At 60.9% G+C, this 22,427-nt stretch carries 24 protein-coding genes; 19 read left to right on the top strand and 5 right to left on the bottom strand.

Annotated elements, in window-relative coordinates; all coding sequences use genetic code 11:
* Positions 1-2: 2 nt before the first annotated feature.
* From flhB to yegS, 17 genes are all read left to right on the top strand, one after another.
* On the top strand, positions 3-1,139 hold the full coding sequence (gene flhB, locus CFE47_RS26730; RefSeq protein WP_185703679.1) for a flagellar biosynthesis protein FlhB: 1,137 nt from the start codon (positions 3-5) through the stop codon (positions 1,137-1,139).
* Between the two features lie 131 nt (positions 1,140-1,270).
* Positions 1,271-1,477 (top strand): cold-shock protein, encoded by a 207-nt coding sequence (locus CFE47_RS26725; protein WP_286841643.1) that lies wholly within the window; start codon positions 1,271-1,273, stop codon positions 1,475-1,477.
* 143 nt (positions 1,478-1,620) lie between these two features.
* On the top strand, positions 1,621-3,735 hold the full coding sequence (gene flhA, locus CFE47_RS26720) for a flagellar biosynthesis protein FlhA (RefSeq protein ID WP_185704358.1): 2,115 nt from the start codon (positions 1,621-1,623) through the stop codon (positions 3,733-3,735).
* 11 nt (positions 3,736-3,746) lie between these two features.
* The gene (flhF, locus tag CFE47_RS26715) at positions 3,747-5,063 is read left to right on the top strand and encodes a flagellar biosynthesis GTPase FlhF (protein WP_286841641.1); all 1,317 of its coding nucleotides are present in this window, start codon (positions 3,747-3,749) and stop codon (positions 5,061-5,063) included.
* Positions 5,064-5,167: 104 nt separating this feature from the next.
* Positions 5,168-6,001 (top strand): flagellar synthesis regulator FleN, encoded by an 834-nt coding sequence (gene fleN, locus CFE47_RS26710; RefSeq protein ID WP_003192912.1) that lies wholly within the window; start codon positions 5,168-5,170, stop codon positions 5,999-6,001.
* Positions 5,998-6,738: an RNA polymerase sigma factor FliA gene (gene fliA, locus CFE47_RS26705; RefSeq protein ID WP_135292003.1), complete on the top strand. Its 741-nt coding sequence runs from the start codon at positions 5,998-6,000 to the stop codon at positions 6,736-6,738. Before fleN ends, fliA begins: the two co-directional genes overlap by 4 nt.
* A 166-nt stretch (positions 6,739-6,904) precedes the next feature.
* Positions 6,905-7,279, top strand: a complete 375-nt coding sequence (locus CFE47_RS26700; RefSeq protein ID WP_015885173.1) for a chemotaxis response regulator CheY — start codon at positions 6,905-6,907, stop codon at positions 7,277-7,279.
* Between the two features lie 18 nt (positions 7,280-7,297).
* Complete coding sequence (locus CFE47_RS26695) at positions 7,298-8,086, top strand: protein phosphatase CheZ (protein WP_025855886.1); 789 nt, start codon at positions 7,298-7,300, stop codon at positions 8,084-8,086.
* An 11-nt stretch (positions 8,087-8,097) separates the two neighbouring features.
* Entirely contained in the window at positions 8,098-10,287 is a 2,190-nt protein-coding gene (locus CFE47_RS26690; RefSeq protein ID WP_286841638.1) for a chemotaxis protein CheA, read from the top strand.
* A 47-nt stretch (positions 10,288-10,334) separates the two neighbouring features.
* Entirely contained in the window at positions 10,335-11,468 is a 1,134-nt protein-coding gene (locus CFE47_RS26685) for a protein-glutamate methylesterase/protein-glutamine glutaminase (protein ID WP_286841637.1), read from the top strand.
* Complete coding sequence (locus tag CFE47_RS26680) at positions 11,468-12,208, top strand: flagellar motor protein (RefSeq protein WP_010208778.1); 741 nt, start codon at positions 11,468-11,470, stop codon at positions 12,206-12,208. Before CFE47_RS26685 ends, CFE47_RS26680 begins: the two co-directional genes overlap by 1 nt.
* 15 nt (positions 12,209-12,223) lie before the next feature.
* A complete protein-coding gene (gene motD / locus CFE47_RS26675; RefSeq protein WP_185703687.1) occupies positions 12,224-13,111 on the top strand; it encodes a flagellar motor protein MotD in 888 nt (295 codons plus the stop codon).
* 50 nt (positions 13,112-13,161) lie between these two features.
* Positions 13,162-13,950 carry a ParA family protein gene (locus tag CFE47_RS26670; protein ID WP_185703689.1) on the top strand — a complete coding sequence of 263 codons (789 nt, stop codon included), beginning with the start codon at positions 13,162-13,164 and terminating at the stop codon, positions 13,948-13,950.
* Entirely contained in the window at positions 13,950-14,756 is an 807-nt protein-coding gene (locus tag CFE47_RS26665; RefSeq protein WP_286841633.1) for a CheW domain-containing protein, read from the top strand. The genes CFE47_RS26670 and CFE47_RS26665 overlap by 1 nt, the downstream gene beginning before the upstream one ends.
* 80 nt (positions 14,757-14,836) lie before the next feature.
* A complete protein-coding gene (locus tag CFE47_RS26660) occupies positions 14,837-15,319 on the top strand; it encodes a chemotaxis protein CheW (RefSeq protein WP_010564003.1) in 483 nt (160 codons plus the stop codon).
* Positions 15,320-15,715 (top strand): DUF2802 domain-containing protein, encoded by a 396-nt coding sequence (locus tag CFE47_RS26655; protein WP_286841630.1) that lies wholly within the window; start codon positions 15,320-15,322, stop codon positions 15,713-15,715.
* Positions 15,716-15,813: 98 nt separating this feature from the next.
* Positions 15,814-16,734: a lipid kinase YegS gene (yegS, locus tag CFE47_RS26650; protein WP_286841628.1), complete on the top strand. Its 921-nt coding sequence runs from the start codon at positions 15,814-15,816 to the stop codon at positions 16,732-16,734.
* Here yegS and CFE47_RS26645 read toward each other — a convergent pair.
* From CFE47_RS26645 to CFE47_RS26635, 3 genes are all read right to left on the bottom strand, one after another.
* The gene (locus tag CFE47_RS26645; protein ID WP_286841626.1) at positions 16,693-17,352 is read right to left on the bottom strand and encodes a response regulator transcription factor; all 660 of its coding nucleotides are present in this window, start codon (positions 17,350-17,352) and stop codon (positions 16,693-16,695) included. The two genes, yegS and CFE47_RS26645, sit on opposite strands and share 42 nt — an antisense overlap.
* A complete protein-coding gene (locus CFE47_RS26640) occupies positions 17,349-18,239 on the bottom strand; it encodes a sensor histidine kinase (protein ID WP_286841651.1) in 891 nt (296 codons plus the stop codon). Before CFE47_RS26640 ends, CFE47_RS26645 begins: the two co-directional genes overlap by 4 nt.
* Positions 18,240-18,608: 369 nt before the next feature.
* Positions 18,609-19,061, bottom strand: a complete 453-nt coding sequence (locus CFE47_RS26635) for a hypothetical protein (protein ID WP_286841624.1) — start codon at positions 19,059-19,061, stop codon at positions 18,609-18,611.
* A gap of 600 nt (positions 19,062-19,661) precedes the next feature.
* On the opposite strand from CFE47_RS26635, the gene CFE47_RS26630 reads away from it, so the two are divergent.
* Complete coding sequence (locus tag CFE47_RS26630) at positions 19,662-20,597, top strand: chemotaxis protein CheV (RefSeq protein WP_185703702.1); 936 nt, start codon at positions 19,662-19,664, stop codon at positions 20,595-20,597.
* A 71-nt stretch (positions 20,598-20,668) separates the two neighbouring features.
* The gene (locus CFE47_RS26625) at positions 20,669-21,475 is read left to right on the top strand and encodes an MOSC domain-containing protein (protein ID WP_286841622.1); all 807 of its coding nucleotides are present in this window, start codon (positions 20,669-20,671) and stop codon (positions 21,473-21,475) included.
* A 48-nt stretch (positions 21,476-21,523) separates the two neighbouring features.
* Here CFE47_RS26625 and ppnP read toward each other — a convergent pair whose 3' ends face one another.
* Positions 21,524-21,808: a pyrimidine/purine nucleoside phosphorylase gene (gene ppnP, locus CFE47_RS26620; protein ID WP_010208796.1), complete on the bottom strand. Its 285-nt coding sequence runs from the start codon at positions 21,806-21,808 to the stop codon at positions 21,524-21,526.
* A gap of 63 nt (positions 21,809-21,871) precedes the next feature.
* Positions 21,872-22,414 (bottom strand): 3'-5' exonuclease, encoded by a 543-nt coding sequence (locus CFE47_RS26615; protein ID WP_286841619.1) that lies wholly within the window; start codon positions 22,412-22,414, stop codon positions 21,872-21,874.
* Positions 22,415-22,427: the final 13 nt, after the last annotated feature.

Here is a 22,427-nt window from a genome sequence, read left to right as displayed (position 1 = left end):
CCATGGCCGAGAGCGAGAGTGGTCAGGACAAAACAGAAGACCCCACGGAGAAACGAAAAAAGGACTCCAGGGAAAAGGGCGAGATTGCGCGCTCTAAAGAGCTGAACACCGTTGCGACCATGATGGCGGGGGCCGGCGCGTTGCTGATCTACGGCGGCGGCTTGGCGCTGGACCTGATGGAGTTGATGAAGCTCAACTTCACCTTGCCACGCGAGGTGTTGCTAAGCCCCGGTGCCATGGGCCAATACCTGCTGCATTCGGGCAAGATCGCGATCCTGGCGGTGCAGCCCATCCTCATCACCTTGCTGTTGGCCGCGCTGATCGGCCCGGTTGCGTTGGGCGGCTGGTTATTTGCTGCCGGCAGCATGGCGCCCAAGTTCAGCCGGATGAACCCGGCGGCGGGGCTCAAGCGCATGTTCTCCGCCAAGGCCTTGGTGGAGCTGCTCAAGGCCTTGGCCAAGTTCATTCTGATCCTGTTCGTGGCGCTGATGGTGTTGACCTCCGACATCGACGACCTGCTGCGTATCGCGCATGAACCACTGGAGTCGGCGATCATCCACAGCGTACAGGTGGTGGGTTGGAGCGCACTGTGGATGGCCGCCGGGTTGATCATCATTGCGGCCATCGATGCACCGATCCAGCTGTGGGAAAGCCACAAGAAACTGCTGATGACCAAGCAGGAAGTGCGCGATGAGCACAAGGACCAGGAAGGTCGCCCCGAGGTCAAGCAGCGCATTCGCCAGCTGCAACGGGAAATGTCCCAGCGCAAGATGATGGCCTCGGTGCCCGACGCCGATGTGGTCATCACCAACCCGACGCACTACGCCGTGGCCCTCAAGTACGACCCGGAGAAGGGCGGGGCGCCGATGCTGCTGGCCAAGGGCAGCGACTTTACCGCATTGAAGATTCGCGAAATTGCGGTGGCCAATGACATCCTGTTGCTGGAGTCGCCGGAATTGGCGCGGTCGATCTTCTATTCCACGGAACTCGACCAGGAGATCCCAGCCGGGTTGTACCTGGCCGTGGCCCAGGTGCTGGCGTATGTCTATCAGATTCGCCAGTACCGCGCGGGCAAGGGCAAGCGGCCTGATCCGCTGAAGGATCTGCCGATTCCGCCGGAACTGCGCCGCGATTCTTGATTTGTCAGCCCGTTTGACGTTTACCGCTCGTCGTAAATCCCCCTCGACCTGTCAACGTTGACAGTAGCCATCCTTATTTCGAAACGGTTTGATGAAGTGCGTGTCCTCAAACTATGAGTCTGGAGAAGGCGATGGCGACGGGTTCAGTGAAGTGGTTCAACGCAGAGAAGGGCTTCGGTTTTATCAAGCCGGATGATGGTTCAGACGATGTGTTTGTGCATTTTTCGGGAATAAGCGCCGAGGGCTTCAAGACTCTGGAAGAAAATCAAAAGGTCAGCTATGTGCTTGCGAACGGTCCCAAGGGGCTGCAAGCCATTGAGGTAACTCCTTCCCCATAGGTGCAGAGCGTTTAGAAAACACCGACTCGTCTCTTCAAGGCAAAAGTTGGAAGGCTTCTTGCAATACCGCCTGCAAGACGCCAAACCGCGTCAAAACTTTGCTTCAAGGAACACGAGGAATACCGGTGGTAGATCGCTCTCAAATGCTCAGCACGGCCCGTGGCACCCTGACTGACTTGTCGCGGGGCAATCTGGGTGTGCCGTTGTTGTTGCTGGTGATGCTGGCAATGATGATGTTGCCGATGCCGCCGTTCCTGTTGGACGTGTTCTTCACCTTCAACATTGCCCTGTCCGTCGTGGTCCTGCTGGTGTGCGTGTACGCGCTGCGGCCGCTGGACTTTGCGGTATTCCCCACGATCCTGCTGGTGGCGACGCTGCTGCGGCTGGCGTTGAACGTGGCCTCGACCCGCGTGGTGATGCTCCACGGCCAGGACGGCCACGCCGCTGCCGGTAAGGTGATCCAGGCTTTCGGTGAGGTGGTGATCGGCGGTAACTACGTGGTCGGTATCGTGGTGTTTGCGATCTTGATGATCATCAACTTCGTCGTGGTGACCAAGGGCGCCGGGCGAATCTCCGAGGTGAGTGCGCGGTTTACCCTCGACGCCATGCCCGGCAAGCAGATGGCCATTGACGCCGACCTCAACGCCGGCCTGATCGATCAGAACCAAGCCAAATCCCGTCGCCTGGAAGTGGCCCAGGAAGCCGAGTTCTACGGCTCCATGGACGGTGCCAGCAAATTCGTACGCGGCGACGCCATTGCCGGCCTGCTGATTCTGTTCATCAACCTGATTGGCGGCATGGCGGTCGGGATCTTCCAGCACGGCATGACCTTCGGCGATGCGGGCAAGGTCTACGCGTTGCTGACCATCGGTGACGGTTTAGTGGCGCAATTGCCATCACTGTTGTTATCTACAGCAGCGGCCATCATGGTGACCCGTGCGTCGGGCTCCGAAGACATGGGCAAGCAGATCAGCCGGCAGATGTTCGCATCGCCCAAAGCGCTGGCGGTGGCGGCAGGCATCATGGCGATCATGGGGATCGTGCCGGGCATGCCGCATGTGTCGTTCCTCAGCATGGCGGCCATGGCGGCTGGCGGTGCGTACCTGTTCTGGAGAAAGCAGAACCAGGTCAAAGTGATTGCCCAGCAGGAAGTCGCCCGCCAGCAAGAATTGCTGCCATCCCCGGCCCGCGCCCAGGAAACCAAGGAGCTTGGCTGGGACGACGTGACCCCAATCGACATGATCGGCCTGGAAGTGGGCTACCGTCTGATTCCTTTGGTGGACCGCAACCAGGGCGGCCAATTGCTCGCGCGGATCAAAGGCGTGCGCAAGAAATTGTCCCAGGACTTGGGCTTCCTGATGCCCACCGTGCACATCCGCGACAACCTCGACCTGGCCCCAAGCGCCTACCGCCTGACCCTGATGGGAGTGATCCTGGCCGAAGCCGAGATCTACCCGGACCGCGAGCTGGCAATCAACCCCGGCCAGGTGTTCGGCAGTCTCAACGGCATAACCGCCAAAGATCCGGCTTTTGGCCTGGACGCGGTGTGGATCGAAATCAGCCAGCGCAGCCAGGCGCAGTCCCTGGGTTACACCGTGGTCGACGCCAGCACCGTGGTTGCGACTCACCTCAACCAGATCCTGTACAAGCACTCCCACGAGCTGATCGGCCACGAGGAAGTCCAGCAATTGATGGGTTTGCTGGCCAAAGCCTCGCCAAAATTGGCCGAAGAACTGGTGCCGGGTGTGCTGTCGTTGTCGCAACTGCTCAAGGTGTTGCAGGCGCTGTTGGCCGAACAAGTGCCGGTGCGCGACATCCGCAGCATTGCCGAGGCCATCGCCAACAATGCCGCCAAGAGTCAAGATACTGCCGCCCTGGTGGCTTCGGTGCGCGTCGGATTGTCGCGTGCAATCGTGCAAAGCATTGTAGGCACTGAGTCTGAGCTGCCTGTGATCACCTTGGAACCAAGGTTGGAACAAATATTGCTCAATAGTATCCAGAAGGCAGGACAAGGCCAGGAAGAGGGCGTTCTGCTGGAGCCAAGCATGGCTGAAAAACTGCAGCGTTCGTTGATCGACGCCGCGCAGCGCCAGGAAATGCAGGGCCAACCGGTGATTCTGCTGGTGGCGGGCCCGGTCCGAGCGATGTTGTCGCGGTTTGGACGCCTGGCAGTTCCGAATTTGCACGTTTTGGCTTATCAGGAAATTCCTGACAACAAGCAAGTGACTATCGTCGCGACAGTAGGGCCCAACGGCTGAGGTAGTGGGTTATGCAAGTTAAGCGTTTTTTCGCCGCCGATATGCGTCAGGCCATGAAACTGGTACGTGATGAGCTGGGCGCCGACGCCGCGATTATCGGTAACCGTCGTATTGCCGGCGGTGTCGAGCTGACGGCTGCCCTGGATTACACCCCCCAGGCACTGGCGCCCCGCGTGCCGAACATGGAGCTTGAAGACGAGCTGCGCAAGACCGCCTCGCGCATCGTCTCGGCCCAGGCTGAGCTGAGCATGCGTGGCGACAGCGACGCCACCACCAATCGCCAGTTGTTCGCCGGCTTGCCGCTGACGGCTGCCGAGCCGCTGGTTGAGCCGACCTTTGTCGAGCCGCCACGTCCTGCCGCGCCAGCCCCGGCCGCCGCAGTCGATGCGCGCGTGTTCGACTCGATGCGCTTTGAACTCAATGGCCTGCGCGAACTGCTGGAAGTGCAGCTGGGCTCGCTGGCATGGTCGCAGTTGCAAGGCAGCAAGCCGCAACAGGCCAACCTGTGGCGCCGCCTGCAACGCATTGGCCTGTCCGGCCCGTTGTCCCGCGACCTGCTGGCGTTGACCACCGAAATCGAAGAACCTCGCCAGGCCTGGCGCATGTTGCTGGCCCATTTGGCGCGGATGATCGTCACCCCGGAAATCGAACCCCTGGAAGAGGGCGGTGTGATCGCCATGGTCGGCCCTGCCGGCATGGGCAAGACCACCACCCTGGCCAAGCTGGCGGCGCGTTACGTGCTCAAGTACGGCGCGCAGAATATCGCGCTGGTGAGCATGGACAGCTATCGTATCGGTGCCCAGGAGCAGCTCAAGACCTTGGGGCGCATCCTCAATGTGTCGGTGACCCACGTCGATCCGGGCCAGTCCCTGGCCAACGCCCTCGACCCATTGCTGCGCAAACGCGTGGTGCTGATCGATACCGCCGGCCTGCAAGCCAGTGATCCGGCGCTGCGCATGCAGTTGGAAAGCCTGGCCGGACGTGGCATCAAGTCAAAAAATTACCTGGTGCTTGCAACCACTAGCCAGAAACAGGTTCTGACGGCTGCGTACCACAGCTACAAACGTTGCGGGCTGGCCGGTTGCATCCTGACTAAACTGGATGAAACCGCGAGCCTTGGCGAGGTGTTGAGCCTGGCTATCAGCCACGAATTGCCGGTCGCCTACCTGACCGATGGCCCGCGGATTCCGGATGACCTGCATCTGCCGCGTCGTCATCAGTTGGTCAGCCGTGCAGTCAGTGTGCAAATGCAAGAAGAGCCTAGCGAGGAAGCGATGGCCGATATGTTCGCCGACCTTTACCACAACCCGGCAAAGCGGGTGGGTTGAGGGCAGGACGAACACCGTGAAATGTACCTACATCGATGGTCTGCAAGATACACGCGGCCAAGCCATGTAGCCTGCGTCTAAGCAAGACAAGGTAAAGAAATAAAATGGGCAGCATGCATCCCGTACAGGTGATCGCGGTGACCGGCGGCAAAGGTGGCGTCGGGAAAACTAACGTGTCAGTGAATTTGTCCCTGGCCCTGGCAGAGCTTGGCCGTCGCGTCATGCTGCTGGATGCTGACCTGGGGCTGGCGAACGTCGACGTTCTGCTCGGGCTGACACCCAAACACACCCTCGCCGATGTCATCGAAGGGCGCTGCGAGCTGCGCGATGTGCTGCTCCAGGGCCCGGGTGGCATCCGCATCGTACCGGCCGCCTCCGGTACCCAGAGCATGGTGCACCTGAGCCCGGCGCAGCATGCCGGCCTGATCCAGGCGTTCAGCGATATTGGCGACAACCTCGACGTGCTGGTGATCGACACCGCCGCCGGGATCGGCGAGTCCGTGGTCAGCTTTGTGCGCGCGGCGCAGGAAGTCCTGCTGGTGGTCTGCGATGAACCCACCTCGATCACCGACGCCTACGCCCTGATCAAACTGCTTAACCGTGACTACGGCATGAACCGCTTCCGCGTATTGGCCAACATGGCCCAAAGCCCGCAGGAAGGGCGAAACCTGTTCGCGAAGTTGACCAAGGTCACGGATCGCTTCCTCGATGTCGCCTTACAATATGTCGGCGCAGTTCCCTATGACGAGTGTGTGCGCAAGGCCGTGCAAAAGCAGCGTGCGGTCTATGAAGCGTTCCCTCGTTCGAAATGCGCACTGGCGTTCAAGGCCATTGCCCAGAAGGTCGATACCTGGCCATTGCCCGCCAACCCTCGGGGGCATCTGGAGTTTTTCGTCGAGCGATTGGTGCATCAGACGAGCGCAGGACCCGTGCTATGACAGCGACCGGCTACAACGCGTACAAGAAGTCTGCCCGTGACAGCCAGGGCGAGTTGATCGAGCGCTACGCGCCGCTGGTCAAGCGCATCGCCTATCACCTGCTGGCACGCCTGCCCGCCAGCGTCCAGGTCGAAGACCTGATCCAGGCGGGCATGATCGGCCTGCTCGAAGTGTCGACCAAATACGACGCGAGCAAGGGGGCGAGTTTCGAGACGTATGCGGGTATCCGTATCCGGGGTGCGATGCTCGACGAGGTCCGTAAAGGTGACTGGGCACCGCGTTCGGTGCATCGCAATACGCGCATGGTCAGTGATGCAATTCGCGCAATTGAAGCAAAAACCGGTCGCGACGCTAAAGATCATGAAGTTGCGGCCGAACTCCAATTGAGTCTCGACGATTACTACGGGATTTTGAACGATACCTTGGGCAGCCGCCTGTTCAGTTTCGACGACCTCTTGCAGGACGGCGAACACGAAGGGCTGCACGAGGACGGCGCGAGTGCTCATCTTGAGCCGTCGCGCGACCTGGAAGATGAACGCTTCCAGGGGGCGTTGGCGGACGCGATAGCCAATTTGCCGGAGCGTGAGCGACTGGTGTTGGCGCTGTACTACGACGAAGAGCTGAACCTCAAGGAAATCGGTGAGGTCCTGGGGGTCAGCGAATCACGAGTCAGCCAGTTGCACAGCCAGTGCGCAGCCCGCTTGCGGGGGCGTTTGGGAGAGTGGCGAGCGCGCTGACAGGCAGTGTGGGGACACTGCAGACGAGACCGTGAAGCCGCAGGCTTTCGCGGGGGCGCTCCGTGGTACCCCGGCAGTCCTTTTTGTGTAATGCCTGTTGATTGAAATGGCGCGTCCAGGTGCTGGGCGCGTTTAAGACTGCTTGGAGGTCGAATTGGACAAGAACATGAAAATCCTCATCGTTGATGACTTCTCAACGATGCGGCGGATCATAAAAAACCTGTTGCGTGACCTTGGGTTCACAAACACGGTCGAGGCGGATGACGGCATTACGGCGATTCCGATCCTCAACAGCGGGAGCATCGACTTTCTGGTAACGGACTGGAACATGCCGGGCATGACCGGTATCGACTTGCTGCGCCACGTGCGCGCTGACGAAAAACTGCGCAGCCTTCCTGTGCTGATGGTGACCGCCGAAGCCAAGCGTGAGCAGATCATCGAAGCCGCCCAGGCCGGGGTCAACGGTTACGTGGTCAAGCCTTTCACTGCACTGGCCTTGAAAGAGAAGATCGAGAAAATCTTCGAACGCATCCACGGCTAATGCCATCGCGGGGGAGCTATGGAGCATAAAGAAACATCACAGGGAGACTTCGAGTCGACCCTGAAAAAGCATGCTCACCAGTTGGTCGACAGCCTTGAAAAAGGCCAGTTCGGCGACGCGGTGCAGTTAATCCATGAGCTCAACCAGACCCGTGACCGCGGCCTGTACCAGGAAGTGGGCAAGCTCACACGCGAGCTGCACAGTGCGATCGTCAATTTTCAGATTGACCCGCACATGCCCCAGGCCGAGGAAATCTCGCAAATTACGGATGCCACCGAACGCCTGTCCTATGTGGTCAGGCTGACTGAGGCGGCGGCTAATCGCACCATGGACCTGGTGGAAAACGCCACGCCTCTGGTCAACGGCATGGCCACTGAAGCCCAGGCCCTCAGCGTTGACTGGGGCCGCTTCATGCGCCGTGAAGTGGGGGCTGAAGAGTTTCGTGAGTTGGCGCGTCGGGTTGAAGGTTTTCTGTCTCGCAGCGAGCAGGAGAACCGCACGGTTTCCAGCAACCTCAACGACATTCTGCTGGCCCAGGATTACCAGGACCTCACCGGTCAGGTGATCAAGCGCGTGACCCAGCTGGTCACCGAAGTGGAAAGCAATTTGCTCAAATTGGTGCTCATGGCAGGCCAGGTTGACCGTTTTGCCGGCATCGAACATGACCGCGAAGCGATCCTCTCGGAAAAAGATCCGCAAAAACATCTCGCCAAGGGTGAAGGTCCGCAGATTCATGCCGATAAACGTGAAGACGTTGTATCGGGTCAAGATGATGTTGATGACCTGTTATCCAGTTTAGGCTTCTAAGGAGCACCCACATGAGCTTCGGCGCCGATGAAGAAATCCTTCAGGATTTCCTTGTAGAGGCCGGCGAAATTTTAGAGCAGTTGTCCGAGCAACTGGTCGAGCTGGAAAGCCGACCGGATGATGCGAACCTGCTCAATGCAATTTTTCGCGGTTTTCACACTGTAAAAGGGGGCGCCGGCTTCCTCCAGCTCCATGAGCTGGTGGAGTGCTGCCACATCGCCGAGAACGTGTTCGACATCCTGCGCAAGGGTGAGCGTCACGTTGATTCGGAATTGATGGACGTGATTCTCGAAGCACTGGATGCAGTCAACGGCATGTTCAGCGAAGTGCGCGAACGTGCACCGATCACTGCGGCCACCCCGGAACTGCTGGCCGCCCTGGCGCGCCTGGCGGAACCTGCCGACAACTCGCCCGCGCCGGTTGTCGAGGTGGCGGTCGCTGTCGTTGAAGCAGAGCCGGATGTGACCGACAGCGAGTTCGAACAGCTGCTCAACTCCCTCAGTGCCGTGAAGGCCGAGGCAGAAGCGCCAGCTGCGCCCGTTGCGGCACCGACCAGCGAAGACATTACCGACGCAGAGTTTGAATCCCTGCTCGACCAGTTGCACGGCAAAGGCCAGTTCGCGGCCGATGCGGTGGCCACTGCCGCTGCGCCAGAAGCCCCTGCGGCTAGTGCCAGCACCGACATTACCGACGATGAATTCGAAGCGCTGCTCGACCAACTGCACGGCAAGGGCACCTTCGTGGCCGACGCCTTGCCGGAAATCGCTGCGACTGCTGCAGCGCCTGCTGCCAGTGTTGAGCCGGCCGGCGACGGCCTGATCTCCGATCACGAGTTCGAGTCCCTGTTGGACGAGTTGCACGGCAAGGGCAAGTTCACCGAAGTGGCCCCGGCTGCCGCAGCCGCCGTTGCCGCGCCGGCTCCGGTTGCCGCCAAGGCCGCTGCGCCTGTCGCCGCCAAACCTGCACCTGCCCCAGCGCCTGCTCCAGCACGTGCCGCAGCGGCTCCGGTTGCCGAAAAGGCCGCCAGCGAAGCCGAAACCACCGTGCGGGTGGATACCGCACGCCTGGACGACATCATGAACATGGTGGGCGAACTGGTGTTGGTGCGTAACCGCCTGGTGCGCCTGGGCCTGAGCAGCGGCGATGAAGCCATGCAAAAGGCCGTGTCGAACCTGGACGTGGTGACGGCCGATCTGCAGACCGCCGTGATGAAAACGCGGATGCAGCCGATCAAGAAAGTCTTCGGCCGCTTCCCGCGTTTGGTTCGCGACTTGGCGCGCCAATTGAAGAAAGAGATCAACCTGGAACTGGTGGGTGAAGAAACCGACCTCGACAAAAACCTTGTCGAGGCCCTGGCCGACCCGCTGGTCCACTTGGTGCGCAACGCGGTCGACCACGGCGTGGAAACCCCGGAAGAGCGCGAAGCCTCGGGCAAGTCCCGCAACGGCAAGGTGATTCTGGCGGCCGAGCAAGAAGGCGACCATATCCTGCTGTCGATCACCGATGACGGCAAGGGCATGGACCCGACCATCCTGCGCAACATCGCGGTCAAGCGGGGCGTGATGGACAAGGACGCCGCCGACCGCCTGACCGACACCGAGTGCTACAACCTGATCTTCGCCCCGGGCTTCTCGACCAAGACCGAGATTTCCGATGTGTCCGGCCGTGGTGTGGGCATGGACGTGGTGAAGACCAAGATCAGCCAGCTCAATGGCTCGATCAATATCTACTCGACCAAGGGCCAGGGCTCGAAGATCGTGATCAAGGTGCCGTTGACCTTGGCGATCATGCCAACCCTGATGGTGATGCTGGGCAACCAGGCGTTCGCTTTCCCGCTGGTCAACGTCAACGAGATCTTCCACCTCGACCTGTCGCGCACCAACGTGGTGGACGGCCAGGAAGTGGTGATCGTGCGCGACAAGGCGTTGCCACTGTTCTACCTCAAGCGCTGGCTGGTGGCATCGGCCAAGCATGAAGAGCAGCGCGAAGGCCATGTGGTGATTCTCTCCGTGGGCACCCAGCGCATCGGCTTTGTCGTCGATCAACTGGTGGGCCAGGAAGAAGTGGTCATCAAGCCTTTGGGCAAAATGCTGCAGGGAACCCCGGGCATGTCGGGTGCGACCATTACCGGTGACGGTCGGATCGCGCTGATTCTCGATGTTCCGAGCATGCTCAAGCGTTACGCCGCTCGGCGTATTTGATTCTGGTGGGGCAGGGCGGTTTGCCCGCCCCGCCTAACGGAGTGTTTATGGCAGTCAAGGTCCTGGTGGTGGACGATTCGGGTTTCTTCCGCCGCCGCGTCTCGGAAATTCTTTCCGCCGATCCAACGATCCAGGTGGTCGGCACGGCCACCAACGGCAAAGAGGCGATCGATCAAGCCATTGCGTTGAAACCTGACGTGATCACCATGGACTACGAGATGCCGATGATGGATGGCATCACGGCCGTCCGGCACATCATGCAGCGCTGCCCGACCCCGGTGTTGATGTTCTCCTCGCTGACCCACGAAGGCGCCCGGGTAACCCTCGACGCGCTGGACGCTGGCGCGGTGGACTTCCTGCCGAAGAACTTCGAAGACATCTCGCGCAACCCCGAGAAGGTCAAGCAACTGCTGTGCGAGAAAGTCCACAGCATTTCCCGCAGTAACCGTCGCAGTCTGTTCAGTGCGCCAGCCCCGGCGCCTGCACCGGTGGCTACGTCGACCGCGCCGACTTCATCGTTTGCACGTCCAGCACCTGCGCCCGTTCCACGGCCTGCGGTAGCGCCTGTACGTGCGCCTGCACCTGCTGCGACAGCGCATTCGCCGGCGCCCAAGCGCAAGGCTTACAAGCTGGTCGCCATCGGCACCTCTACCGGCGGCCCGGTTGCCCTGCAACGTGTGCTGACCCAATTGCCGGCCAACTTCCCTGCGCCGATCGTGTTGGTCCAGCACATGCCGGCCGCGTTCACCAAGGCCTTCGCCGAGCGCCTGGACAAGCTGTGCCGCATCAGCGTCAAGGAAGCCGAGGATGGCGATATCTTGCGTCCTGGTTTGGCGCTGTTGGCTCCGGGTGGCAAGCAGATGATGGTGGACGGCCGTGGCGCGATCAAAATCCTGCCGGGCGATGAACGCCTGAACTACAAGCCGTGCGTGGATATCACCTTCGGTTCGGCAGCCAAGTCCTACGGCGACAAAGTTCTGGCGGTGGTGCTCACCGGCATGGGCGCCGATGGCCGCGAAGGCGCGCGCCTGCTCAAACAGGGCGGCAGTGCCATCTGGGCCCAGGACGAAGCCAGTTGCGTGATCTATGGCATGCCCATGGCCATCGTCAAGGCTGACCTGGCCGACGCCGTCTATAGCCTGGACGACATCGGCAAGCATCTGGTGGAGGCCTGCCTCTGATGGATGTTTTAAGCCTGATCGGCATCATCATGGCGTTTGTCGCAATCATTGGCGGCAACTACCTCGAAGGCGGCCACCTTGGCGCCCTGGCCAACGGCCCGGCGGCGTTGATCGTGATCGGCGGCACCGTCGGCGCTGCGTTGTTGCAGTCGCCCTTGAGCTCGTTCAAGCGCGCCATGCAGATCCTGGTGTGGATCATTTTCCCGCCACGCGTAGACCTGCCCGGTGGCATCGACCGCGTGGTCAACTGGAGCCTCACTGCACGCAAGGAAGGCCTGCTGGGCCTGGAAGGCGTGGCCGATGCCGAGCCCGACAGCTACGCACGCAAAGGCCTGCAGTTGCTGGTAGACGGCGCCGAACCGGAAGCCATCCGCAGCATTCTGGAAGTGGATTTCTATACCCAGGAAAGCCGCGATATCAACGCTGCCAAAGTCTTTGAAAGCATGGGCGGCTACGCGCCGACCATCGGCATCATCGGCGCGGTGATGGGCCTGATCCACGTGATGGGCAACCTGGCTGATCCGTCGCAACTGGGCAGCGGTATTGCCGTGGCGTTTGTCGCCACCATCTACGGCGTGGCCAGTGCCAACCTGGTGTTGCTGCCGGTGGCCAGCAAGCTCAAGTCGATTGCCATGCGCCAGTCGCGTTATCGCGAAATGCTGCTTGAAGGCATCCTGTCGATTGCCGAAGGCGAGAACCCGCGCTCCATCGAATTGAAGCTCCAGGGCTTCATGGATTGATGGGGAGGATCGTCTATGAGCCGTCGCCGTCGCGAGCCTGAGGAACACGTCAACCATGAGCGTTGGCTGGTGTCCTATGCGGACTTCATCACCTTGCTGTTCGCTTTTTTCGTGGTGATGTACTCCATCTCGTCGATCAACGAAGGCAAGTACAAAGTCATTTCCCAGGCGCTGATCGGGGTGTTCAACGACGCCGATCGCGCCCTCAAGCCGATCCCCATCGGCGAAGAGCGCCCCAAGACCGTCACCCCGGCCAAGCCGCTGGTCAACGACAGCGACGAAACCGCCGCCGGCGTGGGCGGTACCAGCGACCCGCTGAAAAGCATCGCCGATGACATTAGCGCAGCCTTTGGCGACTTGATCAGCTCCAACCAGATGACCGTGCGCGGCAATGAGTTGTGGGTAGAGATCGAGCTTAATTCCAGCCTGTTGTTCGCCAGTGCCGACGCGCTGCCGAGCGACCAGGCGTTCACCATCATCGACAAGGTGGCGGCGATCCTCAAACCGTTTGAGAACCCGATCCACGTAGAAGGCTTCACCGACAATTTCCCGATCAGCACCGCGCAGTACCCGACCAACTGGGAGCTGTCCTCGGCACGTGCGTCGAGCATCGTGCGCATGCTCGCGATGCAGGGCGTGAACCCTGGGCGGCTGGCGTCGGTGGGCTATGGTGAGTTCCAACCGGTGGCCAATAACGCCACGGCAGACGGTCGCGCGAAGAACCGCCGGGTGGTGCTGGTGGTGTCGCGCAACCTGGATGTACGTCGCAGCCTGACCGGCACCGGCACGGCCAATGCAACACCGGACGCCGCCTTAAAGCGCGCTGGCACACAAACTGCTTTGCCTCCTGTTAAGCCGCCGGTTCGTCAGGGCACCGTCAATACTCCGTCACCGGCTCTATAACTTATGCAATGTCTCGGTCGCGCCTGCGCCTGCCGGGAGGAACCAACCGAATGAGAGTCTGGGCAGTTGCCAATCAAAAAGGTGGAGTCGGCAAGACCACCACCTCCATCGCCTTAGCCGGCTTGCTGGCCGAGGCGGGCAAGCGCGTGGTCGTGGTCGACCTGGACCCCCACGGCTCCATGACCAGCTATTTCGGCTACGACCCGGATGCGCTGGAGCACAGCAACTACGACCTGTTCCTGCACAAGGGCAGCGTGCCGGCCGACCTGCCCGGGCAACTGTTGCTGCCCACCAGCAATGCAAGCATTTCGCTGCTGCCATCCAGCACCGCGCTGGCCACTCTGGAGCGCCAGTCGCCGGGGCAGAGCGGCCTGGGCCTGGTGATCGCCAAGACCCTGGCGCAGCTGTGGCAGGACTTCGACTACGCGATCATCGACAGCCCGCCGTTGTTGGGCGTGCTGATGGTCAATGCCTTGGCGGCGAGCCAGCAGTTGGTGATTCCGGTGCAGACCGAGCACCTGGCGGTCAAAGGCCTTGAGCGCATGGTCAGCACCTTGGCGATGATCAACCGGTCGCGCAAACAGGCGCTGCCGTTCAGCATCGTGCCGACCTTGTTCGACCGCCGTACCCAGGCGTCCCTCGGCACCTTGCGCGTGCTGCGTGATGCTTACCCGGACACCATCTGGAACGGCTACATCCCGGTGGACACGCGCCTGCGCGACGCCAGCCGCGCAGGCCTCGCGCCGTCGCAGTTCGACCCGAAAAGCCGTGGCGTGCTGGCCTACCGCGCGTTGCTCAAGCATCTGCTGTCGCAGCAACTTGTGGCGCAGGTGGCGTGATGAACCGGCCTATCGAGCTCAAGACGCGGCCGCAACTGGCGCTGGAATCCTACCTGGATGCCTTGCTGCAGGATGCGACCGAGGAAGAATTGCCGGCACCGATCCTGGTCCTCGAGCCTGCGATCGAGCCGCAAAGCACGCTGGATGAATTCCAGTTGGCGGTATTGGAAGAACAAGCGCGTGATGCTCACGTTGTCGTCGCGCCCGTCGTGGTGCCGATCGCTCCGGTGGCAGTAGTAGCGGTGCCTGTGGCGCCTGTGGTGGTCGAGCCGGTTGTCGAGGTTCATCTGCCGCCGAGCATCTCGCCGCCGCCAGTGACCGGCGACGGTCGCCCGAGTTGGGCGGCCGAGCCGTTCGAATGCCTGCTGTTTGATGTCGCCGGGTTGACCCTGGCGGTGCCGCTGGTGTGCCTGGGGTCGATCTATTCCCTGGAAGGCCAGGAACTCACGCCGCTGTTCGGCCAGCCAGAGTGGTTCCTCGGCATCCTGCCCAGCCAGGCTGGTAACCTCAAGGTGCTGGACACCGCGCGCTGGGTGATGCCCGACCGCTACCGCGATGATTTCCGCCAGGGCCTGCAATACGTGATCTCGGTGCAGGGTTACGAGTGGGGGCTGGCGGTGCATCAAGTCAGCCGCTCGTTGCGCCTGGACCCGAACGAAATCAAATGGCGCAGCCACCGGGGCCAACGGCCTTGGCTGGCGGGCACCGTGATCGAACACATGTGCGCGTTGCTCGACGTCGCCGAACTGGCCGAGTTGATCGCCAGCGGCGCGGTCAAGACGATGCCGGTGACCAAACGCAGTTGATTGAACAATAAGGGCCACGCGGTTGCGTGGCCAATGAAGCATACACGCCGCATACAGCGGCATTTGAAGGGGTCAGGGGTATGAACAAGTCAGCGTCCGCACAAGGTTTGGATGATCCGATCCTGCAATGGGTGACCTTCAAACTGGACAACGAGTCCTACGGCATCAACGTAATGCGCGTGCAGGAAGTGCTGCGCTACACCGAGATTGCCCCGGTACCGGGTGCGCCAAGCTATGTGCTGGGCATCATCAACCTGCGCGGCAACGTGGTCACCGTGATCGACACCCGCCAGCGCTTTGGCCTGGTGCCGACCGAAGTCAACGACAACACCCGTATCGTCATCATCGAAGCCGACAAGCAAGTGGTCGGGATCATGGTCGACAGCGTGGCCGAAGTGGTTTACCTGCGCCAATCGGAAGTGGAAACCGCGCCGAACGTGGGTAACGAAGAATCCGCCAAGTTCATCCAGGGCGTGTGCAACAAGAACGGCGAACTGCTGATTCTGGTTGAGCTGGACAAGATGATGAGCGAAGAAGAGTGGTCGGAACTGGAGAGCATCTGATTGTTCCTTGAGGCAGCGGTGATTGTCCTGGCCCTGTTGTGGGCCGGGACGCTGGCGTTTGTGCTGCGCTACGTGCGCCAGCAGCGGGAGTTGGCCTTGCAACAGGCCGAGCGTGACGCGGTGCGTGATCGGCGCCTGGTGGAGCTGGTCAAACGTGTCGACCACTTCCAGCAGAGCGCGGTGAAGGTCGGGGACGAAGTGCATGAACTGCGCGCGATCCTCGGGCCCTTGCCGGACAAGCTGGCGCAGATCGAGCAGCGTGATCCCTCAAGCCTGTCATTTGCCCAGGCGGCGAAGTTGGTGGGCATGGGCGCGACGGTGGATGAATTGACCCAGTCGTGCGGCCTGACCCAGGCCGAGGCGCAGTTGATGAGCAAGTTGCACAAGGGTAGTTAAGAGCTTCAAGCTTGCAGCTACAAGCTTGTAGCTGCACTTTTCCTATCAGTTCAAGGTCAACATCCTTCAAGCACCTTTGAACTCAGGAGAACTCCACCATGACCACCCCCAAGGCCCTGTTGATCCTTCACGGCAAACAAGCCCTCAACGAGGACGTGCGCGCTGCCGTGCAGGCCAGGCGCGACCTGGGCTGGGAGCTGGCCGTGCGGGTGACGTGGGAAGGCGGCGATGCCCAGCGGCTGGTCAACGAAGCCCTCGATGACGGCTATACCCACCTGATTGCCGGCGGCGGCGACGGCACCTTGCGCGATGTGGCCGAAGCCATGGCCCTGGCCAAGACTGACGCCAGCCTGGTGCTGATGCCCCTGGGCACTGCCAACGACTTCGCGCGTGCGGCAGGGGTTCCATTGGAACCGGACGCGGCTCTCGCGCTGCTGGATGTGCCGGCCAGGGCCATCGACCTGGGCCAGGCCGGTGGGCAGATTTTCCTCAACATGGCCACCGGCGGCTTTGGTAGCCAGGTCACGGCCAATACCTCCGAAGATTTGAAGAAAGTCCTCGGCGGTGCTGCCTACCTGTTCACCGGCTTGACGCGCTTCAGCGAGTTGAAGGCTGCCTATGGCGAGCTGGAAGGCCCGGGGTTTCACTGGAAGGGCGATCTGCTCGCGCTCGGCATCGGCAACGGGCGCCAGGCGGGTGGCGGGCACGTGTTGTGCCCCGGCGCATTGGCAGACGATGGGCTGCTGGACATCAGCATCCTGCCGGCGCCTCAGGAAGTGGTGGGCACGCTGCTCACGCTGATGAGCGACGGTTGGGGGCTGGACAATATGTTTGTGCGTGCACGCTTGCCGTGGGTGGAGATCAAGGTTGCCGAAGGGTTGTACATCAACCTCGACGGCGAGCCTCTGAAGGGCGACGACCTGCGCTTCACCGCTTTGCCCAAGGCGCTGCGGGTGCACTTGCCGGTGGGTTCGCCGCTAGTCGTCCAGGCTGATGATTTGCTCGCGCACGGCGAATAGCACCAGGCCCGCCACGTCGAAAATCTGCAGGCGCTTCATGATCTGCGAGCGGTGGGCTTCCACCGTCTTGATGCTCAGGCCCAGGCCATGGGCAATTTCGCGGGTGGATTTGCCACGCACGATCAACCGCAAAATCTCCAATTGCCGCGCCGTGAGGTTATGGCTGTGGCCAGCGGGCGTGGTCGGTCCCTGGCTGCGCACCAGCGCCTGGTTGATCACGGTGTGGGCGATTGCCGGGCTCAGGTAGCGCTCGTTGTTGCGCAACGCCAGCAGCGCGTGTTCCAGCTCGTTGGCGCTGGTGTCCTTGAGCAGGTAGCCGTGGGCGCCGGACTCCAGCGCGCACATGATCAACTCGGGGTCGGTGTGCATCGACAAAATCAGCACACGGCTCTTGGGGTAAGCGCGCTTGAGCTGTTGCAAGGCGTCCAGGCCGCCGGTGTGCTTCATCGACAGGTCCAGCAGGACGATATCGGGTTGCAAGGCACTGAACTGTTCAAGCAGTTGCGCGCCATCGCTGGCTTCGCCGACCACTTGGTAGCCGGGAATATCCTGGACCAGCGCGCGTACGCCGGCCCTGATCAGGGCGTGGTCATCCACCAGGAGTAATGTGCAGGTCACTCGAGAACCTTAGGGGAACTGGCCCGTTCGAGGGCGCGGGGCGCCCAGGGAAAAAGTGCGTCGATCCGCGTCCCTTTGCCTGGCTGGCTGCTAACGGACAACGAGCCTCCCAGTTGATCAATTCGCTCGGACATCCCCGCCATGCCCCGTTGGCCTTCCAGGCCTGGGTTGATGGCGGGGGAAAAGCCCTGGCCGTCATCGCAGATCGTCAGCGACAGGCCCTCAGGCAAACGTTGCAGACGTACCAGCAGATTCTGCGCCTGGGCGTGGCGGAGCATGTTGGTTACCGCTTCCTGGGTAATACGAAAGGCTGCCACGGCCATTTCTTCGGGGATACCGGTCAGCCGTTGCTGGCACTCCAGGCTCCAGTGCACAGGCGTGTTTTCCAGGGTCTTGAGCAGGTGCGCGCGCAGGCTGGCCTCCAGGCCCAGGCTGGCCAACTGCCGGGGATTAAGGATGGCGGACACGTCGCGCACCTTGGCCAGGGTTTCACTGAGGGTATTGCACAGGACCGTGCACTGGTCTTGCAGGTCTTCGGGCAGGCGGCGCTTGAGCCATTCGCTTTGCAGCTTCGCGGCAGTCAGCAGTTGGCCGATATCGTCATGCAGTTCGCGGCTGAGGCGGTGGCGTTCGTTTTCCTGCACCTGCAGCAAGCGGTCGGCCAGTTCCTGGGGCTGGAACTTGATGGACTTGCGCGAGTGCCACTGTTGCAGGCCGACCACCACCAGTGTTGCCAGGTTAAGGACCACCAGCAGAGGCAAGGCCGCGGAAAAACTGTAGGCCCACAGGCTCAGCAGCAGCGAGCCAAGGCACAGGGCAAGGATCAAACGACGTGCATTGCTGCGGGACGCGGACCTTGCGATGAGTGTCTTGAGGTTGGCGTACATAGAGGATGGAGCCAATGAAGGTTCGCTGCGGGAAGTCCGGTCACGGCGGCTGACGGGGCTCTGTTTGGAATGCTCTATCGAATCGGTTTTAAGCATGGTGAAGTTGAGTCACTTCGAGCGGGGCATAGTACCACCACTCTAACCGTTGGTCGCCTGGTGGCGTGCCCGGCCGGTTTATTAAACGCGTAAACACCCTGGGCGGTATTGCCAGAGTTCATCAAAAGGGGGAGTTGTATTGTTTGAATGTGTTTGTATCGTTATTACCATTAATGGCTAATTGATATCTTTCCGCGCTTAACTCAAGCCCAGGTGTTAGTTGATTGTGTCGTTTTCAGACAATTCATGCTTTGAATACGACCAGATATCCCTTCAAGACGAAGCGTGATGCACGCGTTGCTGAGGCTTATAACTGAAATCCTTTTGTGGGATTTGCAGTGTGACTGTCGCAATCAACGTGGCTTGTTCGCTGTCATCCATACCCAGTTCGCCAGTTCGCGAGTCGATGAGTTCCAATTGCCAGGCCAACAGGGTGAGGCAGGCGTGCAACGCATCCAGTGCCTGGTCATGCAACTGCATGGGGCTGGCGGCGTTGTCGATCAGGTACTGGATATGTCGGGAAAACTCGCTGATCGCCTGCAGGGCCAGGGTGTCGGCCTTTTCAGCCAACTTGATCAGGCTGGTTTTCATGCAGTCAATGGCGTCGCTGTCGTCACGAATCAGATGCAGGTGGTTCAAGCATTCTTCCGACTTGGCCAGCAGCATTTCAGCTTCAAGCAAAAACTCGGGAAGTGTGCTTTGCCATTCATTTGCGCTGTTCATCATGCAAGTCTCCACAACATAAGGTCGGGTGATGAGATGCCGCACCGGGTGAATGGCTTAAAACTAGCGCTGAAATATGACTGGAATCTGTAGGTCCGTTCTGAGATTTCAGTAGGACGTTTATTGAAATGCGGGCGACTGCAGCGCACGCCCCTCATGAGTGGGGTCAAGTGCACAACTTCAGTTGCCGACAAGTGAACGTCTGGAAGACCCGTGGGCCGAGGGCTTGGGATGGCAAACAAAAGCCTGACTCCATTCATGCATTGAGAATGGCGTCACATTAATGGCTATTAGATATCGCGAATATCAGGTTGGGCCCGATTGTGTGTAGGGGAATCCCTTACATAGAGGAACCTTGCGTCGAATTGAATGTCGCGCAACGTTGCCGCAAAGCCATATGAGAAGGCCCGCGCAGTAAACCATGATGTCAGTGTGACATCAATGAATTTACGTGGCATTTTACCAGGGTCAAGATCTGGCGCTCGCCGCCGATAAATAGCGTAGGAGCGAGCTCTCTCGCGAAGAATTCAAAGGCGCCGCGTTGAATCAGAACGAACGCGTTTTCGTCAGTTGCACAACCCCTTAGCGCATCAGGAGCTTTTAATGGCCGGCATTCTCGACACGGTAGATCAACGCACGCAACTGGTCGGTGAGAATCGCCTGGAAATCCTCATGTTTCGCCTGGCCGGGCGGCAGCTGTTCGCGATCAACGTGTTCAAAGTGCAGGAAGTGCTGCAACTGCCCAAATTGACCCTGATGCCACAGCGTCATCCCTTTGTCTGCGGCGTGGTCAACTTGCGCGGCCAGACCCTGCCGGTGATCGACCTGTCCCAGGCCATCGGCATGCGCCCGCTGGTGCCTGGCCCCAACAGCACCATCATCGTTACCGAGTACAACCGTTCAGTGCAGGCGTTCCTGGTGGGCGGGGTAGACCGCATCGTCAACATGAACTGGGAAGCCATCCTGCCGCCACCGGCCAGCGCCGGTCGCCAGCATTACCTCACGGCCATCAGCAAGGTCGACGACCAGTTGGTGGAGATCATCGACGTGGAAAAAGTCCTCGCCGAGATCGTGCCGTACAACGCCAAGGTCTCCCGTGAAAAACTCGAAGACCCGGTGCTGGAACGCGCCCGTGGCCGCGAAGTGTTGCTGGTGGACGACTCCAACGTGGCCCTCTCGCAACTGCGCGATACCCTCGGCCAACTGGGAGTGAAAATGCACATCGCCAGCGACGGCCTCAAGGCGCTGAACATGCTCAAGGCCTGGGCCGACACGGGCCAGGTGATGACCGACAAGCTGCTGATGATCTTCACCGACGCCGAAATGCCCGAGATGGACGGTTACCGCCTCACCACCGAGATTCGCAACGACCCACGCCTGCGCGGGCTCTACGTGGTGCTGCACACATCGTTGTCGGGCAGCTTCAACGATTCGATGGTGAAGAAGGTCGGCTGCGACAATTTCCTGTCCAAATTCCAGCCCGACAAGCTGGTGGACGTGGTACGCCAACGCCTGCTGCTGGACGAAGTGCCCGCCTGATGTAGTGAGCGGGCTTGTCCCGCGCCGTAGCGCGTATAGTGTGGGCTTTCTCCCTTCAGGAACGCAGGCCCATGCTTCGTCTCAGCGCGTTGTACCGTTACCCCTTGAAGTCCGGCAAGGCCGAGGTCTTGCAGCAGATCGGCCTGGACAAACTGGGACTGGACGGCGACCGACGTTGGATGCTGGTGGACGCGGCCAGCGGACGTTTCCTGACCCAGCGTGCAGTGGCGAAGATGAGCCAGCTGGCGGCGTTGTGGAACAGCGCCGGCGGCCTGACCTTGAGTTCGCCAGGCCATGCGCCGCTGGACGTGGCACTGCCCGGCAGCGAGGCCGAGTTGCGTGGCGTGACCATCTGGCGCGACACCTTGCGGGTGCCAGACGCCGGCGACGCGGCCGCCGCTTGGGTCAGCGACTTCATCGGCAAGCCGACGCGCCTGGTGCAAGTGCCAGTGGAACGTGCGCGCAGCACCGAGGCGGGCTTCGGCGAAGATGACGACAAAGTCGGTTTCGCCGATGGCTTCCCCTTGCTGCTGATTGGCCAAGCCTCCCTGGACGACTTGTCACAACGCATTGGCCGGCCCATGGAGATGCTGCGCTTTCGCCCCAACCTGGTGATCGAAGGCAGCGATGCCTTTGCCGAAGACGGCTGGAAACGCGTGCGCATCGGCGAGGTGGAGTTTCGCGTGGTCAAGTCCTGCTCACGCTGCATCCTCACTACTATCGATCCGGCCACCGGCGAGCGCAGTGCCGACCGCGAACCACTGGCAACGCTCAAGACCTATCGCGAGCAGGACGGTGACGTGATGTTCGGCCAGAACCTGGTCAACGACGGCATCGGCCAGTTGGCCGTGGGGATGCCGGTCACGGTCCTGGAATGAAAAAGGCCCGTCTCCTGCGAGACGGGCCTTTTTTTGAGCGGCTATACCTTAGCCGCGGTATTCGCACAGGTAAGCGGTGTCCACGGCGACCTTCAACTGGAACTTGCTGTTGGCCGGCACGTTGAACTGGCTACCGGCGGCGAAGGTTTCCCACTCGCTGGCATCTGGCAGCTTGACGGTCAGGGCGCCGGACACCACGTGCATGATTTCACGCTGGGCAGTACCGAATTCGTATTCACCCGGGGCCATGACGCCGATGGTCGCTGGACCTTCTGCGGTGCCGAAAGCGATCGACTTGACGGTGCCGTCGAAGTACTCGTTGACTTTAAACATGGGTGAATCCTCGGAAAAGGGTCTGGAAAGGTCGGCCAGTATGCCCAAGGGCAGGGGAGCTGCCTAGACCGGCAAAATCAACGGCAGCAGGCGCGCGGTGTTGCGCGCATCCTCCAACGCCCGATGCTGTTGGCCATGGAACTGCATCCCCGCCAATTGCAGTGCGCCATTAAGCCCCAAGGGCTTGTCCAGGCGCCGCGCCTTGGCGAAGCGTTGCTTGAGGTTCACATGCGGCGTGTCGGCCAGCGCGCTGGCCAGGCCATGGCGTTGCCATTCCAGTTCCAACTGCCTGCGATCGTAATCGCCCCAGCTGGCCCAGCCTTCCAGGCGGGTTTGATGCTGGCCCAGCCAGCGCTCGAACAGCGGCCACACTTCGGTGATCGCAGCGGCGCTGTCGATGTTGGCTTGGGTGATGTGGGTCAGTTGGCGGCAGAAAGGCGTCAACAAGGGGCGGCGCAGCGGCCGCACAAAGCGCTGGAAGTGATCCAGCTCGCGACCCTGGCGGTTCACCAGGCTCGCGCCGATCTCGATGACTTCCATCTCCGTCACGGGCCAGCCGCCGTCATCCGTGGTGGCTTCAAGGTCAATAATCAGCCAATGAGGCATGGTGCAGGTTCCC

The organism is Pseudomonas sp. PGPPP1 (assembly GCF_002255865.1).
Taxonomy (GTDB): domain Bacteria; phylum Pseudomonadota; class Gammaproteobacteria; order Pseudomonadales; family Pseudomonadaceae; genus Aquipseudomonas; species Aquipseudomonas cremoris.
The sequence above is the reverse complement of the archived record's forward strand: the minus strand, read 5'-3'. Positions and strand labels throughout refer to the sequence as shown.